This is a genomic window from Pseudoalteromonas sp. BSi20429 (genome assembly GCF_000238895.1).
Taxonomy (GTDB): domain Bacteria; phylum Pseudomonadota; class Gammaproteobacteria; order Enterobacterales; family Alteromonadaceae; genus Pseudoalteromonas; species Pseudoalteromonas arctica.
Window position 1 is genome coordinate 1 of the sequence record NZ_BADV01000111.1, and the last position, 6,752, is coordinate 6,752.

10 protein-coding genes and 2 pseudogenes are annotated in these 6,752 nt (G+C 36.5%); all 12 read right to left on the minus strand.

Annotation, left to right across the window (positions count from 1 at the left end; genetic code table 11):
• Nucleotides 1–142: 142 nt before the first annotated feature.
• Nucleotides 143–892 (minus strand): Imm49 family immunity protein, encoded by a 750-nt coding sequence (locus P20429_RS00730; RefSeq protein ID WP_007587069.1) that lies wholly within the window; start codon nt 890–892, stop codon nt 143–145.
• Nucleotides 893–902: 10 nt separating this feature from the next.
• On the minus strand, nt 903–1,748 hold the full coding sequence (locus tag P20429_RS20940; protein ID WP_007587070.1) for a hypothetical protein: 846 nt from the start codon (nt 1,746–1,748) through the stop codon (nt 903–905).
• 196 nt (nt 1,749–1,944) lie between these two features.
• Entirely contained in the window at nt 1,945–2,232 is a 288-nt protein-coding gene (locus P20429_RS20015) for an immunity protein YezG family protein (protein WP_237715169.1), read from the minus strand.
• Nucleotides 2,233–2,236: 4 nt separating this feature from the next.
• Nucleotides 2,237–2,842, minus strand: a complete 606-nt coding sequence (locus P20429_RS00720) for a hypothetical protein (protein ID WP_007587082.1) — start codon at nt 2,840–2,842, stop codon at nt 2,237–2,239.
• Between the two features lie 122 nt (nt 2,843–2,964).
• Nucleotides 2,965–3,102 (minus strand): annotated as a pseudogene (locus P20429_RS20485) (DUF600 domain-containing protein); the annotation flags it as partial.
• A 67-nt stretch (nt 3,103–3,169) separates the two neighbouring features.
• Entirely contained in the window at nt 3,170–3,646 is a 477-nt protein-coding gene (locus P20429_RS00715; protein ID WP_007587090.1) for an SMI1/KNR4 family protein, read from the minus strand.
• Between the two features lie 32 nt (nt 3,647–3,678).
• A pseudogene (locus P20429_RS00710) lies at nt 3,679–3,849 on the minus strand (DUF600 domain-containing protein); the annotation flags it as partial.
• Nucleotides 3,850–3,873: 24 nt separating this feature from the next.
• Nucleotides 3,874–4,341 carry a YrhA family protein gene (locus tag P20429_RS00705; RefSeq protein WP_007587094.1) on the minus strand — a complete coding sequence of 156 codons (468 nt, stop codon included), beginning with the start codon at nt 4,339–4,341 and terminating at the stop codon, nt 3,874–3,876.
• Between the two features lie 39 nt (nt 4,342–4,380).
• Nucleotides 4,381–4,974, minus strand: coding sequence for an HNH endonuclease signature motif containing protein (locus tag P20429_RS20945; RefSeq protein WP_007587096.1), 594 nt, complete (start codon nt 4,972–4,974; stop codon nt 4,381–4,383).
• A gap of 256 nt (nt 4,975–5,230) precedes the next feature.
• Nucleotides 5,231–5,578, minus strand: a complete 348-nt coding sequence (locus P20429_RS00700; protein ID WP_007587097.1) for an immunity protein YezG family protein — start codon at nt 5,576–5,578, stop codon at nt 5,231–5,233.
• 20 nt (nt 5,579–5,598) lie between these two features.
• Nucleotides 5,599–6,396: a hypothetical protein gene (locus P20429_RS20950; protein ID WP_007587098.1), complete on the minus strand. Its 798-nt coding sequence runs from the start codon at nt 6,394–6,396 to the stop codon at nt 5,599–5,601.
• A gap of 43 nt (nt 6,397–6,439) precedes the next feature.
• The coding region (locus P20429_RS20025) for a DUF600 family protein (protein ID WP_033027211.1) at nt 6,440–6,752 on the minus strand (313 nt) is incomplete at its 5' end.

Here is a 6,752-nt window from a genome sequence, read left to right on the forward strand (position 1 = left end):
TCCTTCAGTAATTTCAAGTAACTGTTGGTATTTGCTTTCATCATCACCGTTAAGCGTAGTAGGGTAACTGTTCTCATCAATAAGTGATAAGTGAATTAAACTGCTCATAGTTTATGTGCTCTTGTTGCGGAGTTATTTGAAATTAATCAATTAAAAATAAAGGTAGATAAAGTGAATTGGTTTGGCATTGCCAGCCGTACATGTCTTTGCCTAATTTAGCCATAGTAAGCGCATTTAAACAGATAAAGCCTTCTTCCATATCTTTGTAATCACCAAATTTGCACTCATCTTTATGCCAAGCTACAGCCTTGTCAATTGATGACTGCCATAGTGTCTTATCGCCTGAAGCAAGCGCACTAATTGCATCAATTAAAGGGGCAAAAAATTGTAATACATCTTTATTTTTGGCTTTTTTAGCATCTTGTTGTGCGGTGTTAATATCCTGCTGTGTAGGAGTACTGCCTGTAGCTATTTTCATTAATAAGTGGTCGTATTGGTAAATAGCAGGGTGCACAATATCATCTTCGGGTAGTGACCAATCAAGCGCTTTTATTTGTTCTAGTAATTCCGGCTCACCAAACAACAAACAGATGTTTAACTCTTTTTGAATGGAGTAATCGCTTTTATGGGTATGTAACTCAGGGTCGAAGCCGCATAAAAACGCATAGGGTGCGGCTTTTTTTAAATTGGGTTTTACTTGGTCAAAGTTTTCTAACCAATAATTTAAATAAGCTAGCTCAATATACTTACCTGCAACTACAAAGGTTGCCTGCTGTCTATCATACGAACTCAAATTTAAGTCGTGTATTTGTGGCTCCCGTTTTGCTAATACTTTTGGGGCGCGATTAAAAACACGCTCATAATCTTCTTCAAACTTATTTAACTTTAACATTCTTAATTCTCTAAGGTAAAGGTTGTAATATTGCGCCAACTACAGTGCCACTTTCTTCAACAGCTTCAAGCACCAATTTTTTAATACCAGGTTCTTGATCTTCAATAGCATCCAATAAATCTTGCCCAAGTTGGCTTTTGTCATAATCCTTTGATTTTTTCATGCGATTAAGGTTCATTTTAATCCAGTCATCATCCATTTGCGTGAACCCCTTACTTGTTTTGCCAAGCTTAGCCCCAGGCCCCTTAGCTTCAACAATAAAATATTCGAGTACATTGTCGTCTTTATCACGCTTTGCCCATATTTGATCAACACCAGGGCCTGGTCCAAAACCAAGCTCCATTTTCGCAGGTGGTGGTGGCTTAGAGAAGTGTTTTGCCATATAGGTACTAGCTGCCCGCTCACCTTTAACTTTAGTGAGCTTAGCTTTAAAGGCTCCGATGCGGCGGTTAGAGTCGCCATTTTCTATTGCTTTGGCTAGTTTTTTCTTATATGCCGCTTCATAGTCCGCTAGGTTTTTGTAGTGAGCATCAAGAGCTGGGTTTCTTACCAGCTTAAGTGCTGCAGCCCCTTTTAAATCATTTCCTTTCGGCGCATCTAATTCATTCGCAACGGTCTTTTTAGGTTTGCCCACAATACCAGTGCTTTTCGGCGGCTCGAATTCATCGAGGGCTTTGTTTACGCGATTACCAATCTCACTGGCTGCGCCTTTAACGCCTTGGTCTATTTTGGGCGCTATTTCATCAAGCTGTTTAATCGTGGCTTGCATGCCGTCTATGGCAAGCTGTGGCAGCAGTAGGTCGTATCGCCAACTTGTTGATATTTCATGAATAGTAAACTGACTATTTAATAGCACTTTTACTCTTTAAGCGCAGCGCCTCTAGCCCGCGTTGTGAATAATTCATTTAAAATATTGTTTGCACAAAGAGAAAATAATGAGAAGTAAATGAGGGACCCAATTTGAAATACAGCCAAAGGCTAGGGCGCTAATTTTTTATGGCTGTAGCGTCTAGCCAGCATCCATGTTGTTAAAAAACGGGTTAAATTAATACTTAACGTGTTGGAACAGCGGCGATTACTTCTTCATCATTATTATCGCGTTCAAAGTTTAAGTTGAACTGACCTTGACGAGTGATAGTAAAAATAGCGCGCTGCCAATCTTCCACTTCATTTTTAATGGCGTGGTCAAATAACGTTTTAAACAACGCTGTTATGTTTTCAGATACAGCAATTGCATGCTGTGTTTCGTCATCTGCTTTTATAAAGTGGGCCTTGCATTCAAGTACATTGCTATTTTCGCAATCTAAAATGAGGAGTGCTTCATGCCATTGCTCATCAATTTACTTATGTATTCTTTAATATTAACAGCTTATTTTCTAACAATAAAACCTGACAATTGTTTTTCCACAGTTCATAATAGCTACTTAAATCTATATTAATTTCAAGTAATGGTGCAGCAATGTACCAACTTAAATAATAGTCATTATCGATCCCGAATAAGGCTTCAAAAAACGCAAATGTTACTTCATTATCATTTCTTTTTGAGTCTCTAATTAAGTCTCCGAACTCATCAAAAAGCCAATAATGCGGGATATCATCATCTATGTGAGACTCGAACTCAGTAGGCGTTACAAATTTAATTTCAAAATCACTTGTTGCACTTCGTAGCTCATCATCCAAGTTTTCTAATAAACTAACTTGTTCCAATATAAAGTTTTTGGCATGAGATACGATTGCTTCATCGCTAATACTAGTACTTCTTTTGACTTCTTTAATTGATAAAACGTTCTCTATTACTTGAGTTAGACTCTCTTGTTCTGGAAGGAATTGTGTCATCTGATTAATATTATTAATTATTCCTTCCTCATGAAATATATAAGTGAAATGGGATTTATCAAATTCTTGTGTACCTTGACAAAAGCATATCCAATCTTTAATTAAATTATCCATAAGTTCTCGCTTTTTTATTTAGGTAATGTTCTGGCCAACTTAAACTGGATACTCTAATTTGATAATTTCAAATTCTACAGACGATAGAATATTATTCGCTGAATGTAGACGCACTAAGTTGTAATATATTTGGCTTTGCATTCAAGTACATTGTTATTCTCGCAATCTAAAATAAGCTGAGCTTCAAGCCACGGCTCTTTTATTTGCTGATAAAGGTATTGACCTAGGTGTTGCTGGGTGTTTTCTATATCGAGTTGCATATACTATCATTAGTATTATAAATAAATTTTGAATTAACTGATCAAGCATAAAGTTTATGGATATTTGCTAGCTTAGAAACATCGTATCAAGGAATTCTTGGAAGTTATTAAAAGCTTCGTAAAAAACAGGCGATAATTCATCCGATTCATTATGATCCCATATTACTACTTTAGGGTTTGTTGTATCCCTCTTGAAGTCTAGGCATAAAAAATCACCGCCATAAAGATAAGCAAAAGGTAAAACCTCGGCCCCAACCAAGTCTTCGTTTGCTGTAAGTCTTTCCTCAATCTGAGCAATTACTACTTTAACTTCGTATTGCTTAAACTCATTACCGAGCTTTTCATCTTCTGAAACTATTAAAAACCTTTCCAATACGCGCTCTTCAGAGTTGATTTTTATAGTAATTTTATCTGGGCATCCACCATTAAATTCTAAAATAAACTCCCTGTAGCTAATCGGTAAGTTAATATTAAAAAACATTTCTAACGAATCTAACTCATCATGTGTAATTGAAACTCTTTTTTTTAAATTTAAATCTTTCATTATGCTATCGTTTTCCGTGTACCACTACATGCAGCAATTGCATGCTGTGTTTCGTCATCAGGTTTAATAAAGTGAGCTTTGCATTCAAGTATATTGTTGTTTTCGCAATCTAAAAAAAGGAGGGCTTCAAGCCACTGCTCATCTATTTGCTGGTAAATATATTGACCTAGGTGTTGCGAGATGTTTTTAATGTCGGGTTGCATGTGCTGTCCTTAGCGTCATTGAATCTATTCAAAAATATTTGCTGTTTTAAGTAAAGATCTTATTGCCAGACTTAAAGTTGGGAAGCTTTCTAGTTCTTCCCACGTGAAAGAGTCTACAATCTGAAATTGATTCACCTTTAAGTTATAAACCACCCTGGAGCCGCTTTCATCACAAAAAGCGACGAAATTACTTACAGATTCTTCCGTATGAAACTCTTGATTGGCTTCAATAACTCCTGCTAAGTAATATGGCTCATTTTGTTCTTTAGCACTATAGACATTTAATCCATTTACAGAAAAGCCATTTGATATCTTTAATATATCTAAAAGTTCATTTGGAGGTTGGAAATTGAAAGCTTTGGTAAAATGCACATTAAAAGCTTTTAACTCATCTAAACTAATTGGTGTTAGAAGAAAACCTTCACCAAAATGAGTTTGTTCCTCTGAATCTTTCTTTATTAGATAGTTAATTAATTCATTTACATCATTCATAGTTACCTCGGATATACATTCCCTTTTGGAGATGGCCAGTCAATTGATTTTACACCACCAATTTCTAGCCCATTTGTAGCTTTTTTGAAAAGTTGTGAAGGCAGAGTGCTCAGGGCTATTTCTTATGAGTACTAAGTTACTTAAGTCATTTGTTCCACCACCATGTAAAGGAAGTTTATGGTGAACTTGCCATCCATTTGGTACACGTCCGGCCTTTAATTTCGCTATATCACTTGACGAAACACCAAGTTTATCTAATTGGGATAATATATCTTGATTACCGGATAAGTATTCAAGGAATTTTTTGCGAACACCATTATCAAACTTACTCCGTAACGCTTTATAATCAGCGCGATCTCGTTTTAAGTATTCAATTCCTTCAAACTCTACATTGCTGAGTGTCAAGCTTTTCCCTTTGTATGAACCAATAAATTCACCCTGTGTGCCCTTTAAATCATTCCCTTTCGGGGCATCTAATTCATTCGCAACGCTCTTTTTAGGTTTACCCACAATACCGCTGCTTTTCGGCGGCTCGAATTCATCGAGAGCCTTGTTTACGCGATTGCCAATCTCACTGGCTGCGCCTTTAACGCCTTGGTCTATTTTGGGCGCTATTTCATCAAGCTGTGACAATACACATCATGCTGCCAACTTGTTGATATTTCTTGAATAGCAAACTGACTATTTAATAGTACTTTTACTCTTTAAGCGCAGCGCCTCTTAACCTCTTTGTGAATAATTTACTTAAATATTGTTTGCACAAAGAGAAAAGAATGAGAAGTAAATGAGGGATTTAACCATAAAAAGCAGCCATTATGTGAAAGGTTAGGGCGTTAATTTTTAGCGCCTAACTTCACAACATCTATGTTGTTAAAGAGCAAATTAATACTTAATGTGTTTGAACAGCAGTAATTACTTCTTCTTCATCGTTATTATCGCGCTCAAAGTTTAAGTTAAACTGGCCTTGACGAGTGATAGTAAAAATAGCGCGCTGCCAATTTTCCACTTCGTTTTTTATAGCGTGGTCAAATAACGTTTTAAACAGCGCTGTTATATTTTCAGATACAGCAATTGCATACTGTGTTTCGCCATCTGCTTTTATAAAGTTGGCTTTGCACTCAAGTACATTGTTATTCTCGCAATCTAAAATAAGCTGCGCTTCAAGCCACGGTTCTTTTATTTTTTGATAAAGGTACTGACCTAGGTGGTGCGGGATGTTTTTAATATCGGGTTGCATTGGCTTTCCTTAGCGTTTAGTTATTGAGTAACGACTCGCTCAGCGACACTTTCGAAATAACGAGAAGAAAAAGACGGTGTGGCTTTTCTATCTTTTAGGTATTCTTCAGAAAAGAGGGTGACGCCTAAGCTGAGCACTTTTATTTCATTTTTATTTTGTGGGTTTACATCTACTCTAATGCCAATTTCGCCCTCATTAAAGTAGGGTGGGGCCTCTTTATCGCAAGCAAAACGTGAACCAAAAATAGTGGGCATATATGCCTCATCAAAATAATGGGGATTTTTTGGATTAAATGCATACAATTGATTATTTACTTTACTCATATCCCAGTTGCCTTTAATTGCAGCCCCATTAACCCAGAGCGTTTGAGTAAATGGTGTTTTAGAGCGGGATTCGTTGGCCTCTCTCTTAATTTTTTTCATTTCTTCACCGTAAGTAACTCTAATATCATCTTCACTAAAGGCAATAGTTTCATTAAATTCAAAGGTCAATGTTTGAGCTATGTGCTTATTGGTTTTAGAATAAAGACCAATACCAATCTCATCCCAATAATACACATCGTTTGCTAAGTGAGTGACTCTATCGTATGGGCCAAGTATTTTAACCCATTCATCAATATTGGCATCAAAAATAAGTGATTGGCCTTTATAGGTTAAATTACAGCCATTAACCTGAAAGTCACTTGCTTCAGGAGAGGCCGTCTGTATTTTTTCAGCGGGCGCTAATAATGCAGTAACGGTGCTCACTGTCACTTTATCGCACCCAGCTAGCGTTAAAGCGAGCGATATAAATATAAGTTGCTTAATTAAAGTAGTCATAAATATCTCTAAAAAGGGTGGTGAAGTTTGATTGTGATTGATCTTATTTATGTATTTCAACTGCAGTGATTACTTCTTCATCGTTATTATCGCGTTCAAAGTTTAAGTTAAATTGGCCTTTACGCGTCATTGTAAAAATAGCACGTTGCCAATCTTCCACTTCATTTTTAATGGCGTGGTCAAATAACGTTTTAAACAACGCTGTTATATTTTCAGATACAGCAATTGCATGCTGTGTATCATCATCTGTTTTTATAAAGTGGGCCTTGCACTCAATCACACTATTATTATCGTAATCTAAAATAAGCTGTGCTTTAAGCCACGGAGCATCAATTTGTTGATAAAGATACTGACCT